Annotated in this window: 2 protein-coding genes; both read right to left on the bottom strand. The window is 63.7% G+C overall.

The genetic code is table 11. From position 1 onward, the window contains the following. Window positions 1-6: 6 nt before the first annotated feature. The gene (locus tag ADADOO_RS07545) at window positions 7-969 is read right to left on the bottom strand and encodes a complex I NDUFA9 subunit family protein (protein WP_511276367.1); all 963 of its coding nucleotides are present in this window, start codon (window positions 967-969) and stop codon (window positions 7-9) included. Between the two features lie 97 nt (window positions 970-1,066). Then, window positions 1,067-2,115: hypothetical protein (locus ADADOO_RS07540; protein WP_511276365.1), on the bottom strand; the 1,049-nt coding region annotated here is incomplete at its 5' end.

Genomic DNA, 2,115 nt, shown 5'->3' with positions numbered 1-2,115 from the left:
GCGCTCTCAACGACCGGCGCGATAGCGGAAGCTGTCGAGCTTGCCCTTCGGCGTGTTAAGCGCGATGTAGGTCGGTGCGATGGCTTCCAGCGCCGTCGGCCGCCAGTTGGCCGGCTGCTTGCTGCCAGCTTCTGCCACGCTGTCCTTTTCCATCGAGCGCAGGTTGTCTGGCGACAGCATTGGGCTCGGGGCCAGCCACATCAGGCCGGCCTGCAGGTAAGCCCAGCCTTCGGACAAGGGAACGATGGTGGCCGAGCTGCCGGCCAGTTCCTTGGTGTAGTCGACCAGTTCACGCAGCGTGTAGGTCTTCGGGCCGACCAGTTCGTAGGTCTGGCCGTAGGTGGCGACGTCGCCCAGGCTATCGACGAAAGCGTCGGCGACATCGGCCGCCCACACCGGCTGGAAGCGGGCATGACCGAAACCGAGCGGGAAGAACGGGACCTTTTTCAGGATGCTGGCGAACATCGACAGGAAGGAGTCGCCAAGGCCGAAGATAACCGACGGGCGGAAGACGGTGACGTCCAGCTCACCCTGGGCAGCGCGCACGAGTGCTTCGCCGTCGCCCTTGGAGCGCAGGTATTCGGACGGGCCCTTGGGGTCGGCGTTGAGCGCGCTCATGTGTACCAGACGGCGGACACCGGTAGCCTTGCAGGCGGCGATGATTGTTTTCGGCAGTTCGACGTGGGCTTCGGCGAAGTCGCGGCTGTACGGCAGGACGACGTCGCGGCTGTGCAGAATGCCGACCAGGTTGATCACGGCATCGTGGCCGCGCATCAGTTCGGTCAGGGTCGTTTCGCAACTGATGTCGGCTTCCGGCATGGTGACGCCCGGCTGCATGATCAGCGCCTTGGTGCGTTCGCGGCGACGTGTCGGGACGGTGACTTCGATGCCGCGCTGCGACAAACGGTTGACGATATAGGTACCGACGAAACCGCTACCCCCCAGCAGCAAGACCTTTTTGATGTCCATTTGAAACCCCGGAAACTGATGACGTAAAACCCGGATTTTAAGGCAATTTGCCGCGTTCCGGGCAGACCTGTGGCTGATCGCCGCTGACGGTTTGTCTTTAGCCTCCCGTCGTTTGCCGCAAGGCGGCGCTGGCTGCGGTTTCGAACAGGGAGCAGGCCGAACTGATGCGCGCCTCGCCATCCCGCAACTGGCGACCAACGATGGCCGGATGGACGGCCAGGGCCAGGGCGGAATCAGGGTTGACCAGCAGCACTCGCTGGCTGTTCGGGCTGATGCGGCAGACTCGGGCGACACGTTTTTCGCCATCGGGCATGCGGAATTCGAGCCAGTCGCCTTCCTTGCAGGGCAGCGGTCGGGTCGGTGCGGGCTGGAGTTCAGCAAAATCCAAGGTCGCCAGAACCGTTTCGCCGCCGCCCAGTTGACCGCTGACTGGCGGGCTGGCAGCGGCGAAAACACCGCGCGGGAAAAGCTCGGCGCCTGGGTCTCCGCTGGTAGCCAAGGGGAGCGCGCGTAGCGCCTTGGTCTGCAGTTCGAAACAGGCATCGAGGAAGGCCGACTCGGCTTCGGGTGACAGGCCGACGCGCTGCATCCCTGCTCTCAGCCGTTTCAGAATGTCGGGCAGCCGGCGGGCCAGGGTCTTGCGTTCATCGCTGTCGGCCTTGGGCTGAATGGTCCACAGCAGGTCTTCGATCAGAGTGAGGCTTTCCTGCCACGCGCTACTTTGTTCGCCATGCTCCAGCCAGTTTGCCTGGAGCAACTGGCTGCCGGTTTGTTCGATAAAGTTGCGAATGACCGGTGGCGGATTGGTTGCGATGAATTTTTCGATAACGGGGCGCACCTCTCCGGCTGCATCGTCGCGGCGTTCAAGCTGCTCAACCAATCGCAGATAAGGCTTGGCCGCTTCGGTGATGGCGGTATTGCGTTCGGCCAGCAGTGCCTCGAGCTGGGCAGCGGCCTTCTCGAAAGCGGCCATGCCGCCGGTGTTGTCGCCGCGCAACTGGGTGGCAATGTCGAACAGCCGGGCGCACACCGGGTGGCGGGCGGATACGTCGCTCGGCAGGCCGAGTACGGCCTGCCCCATGCGGTCGATGACCCGTCGCGCCGGGTGTTGTTCGTTGGCAAACAGCGAACTGTCCTGCATCGCCA

This window comes from Azonexus sp., assembly GCF_036170495.1.
GTDB lineage: Bacteria > Pseudomonadota > Gammaproteobacteria > Burkholderiales > Rhodocyclaceae > Azonexus.
This window is presented reverse-complemented; position numbering and strand designations above follow the sequence as displayed.

Coding starts and splice junctions, on each gene's coding strand:
- ADADOO_RS07545 (WP_511276367.1), bottom strand. CDS start 969: ATGGACATCAAAAAGGTCTTGCTGCTGGGGGGTAGCGGTTTCGTCGGT.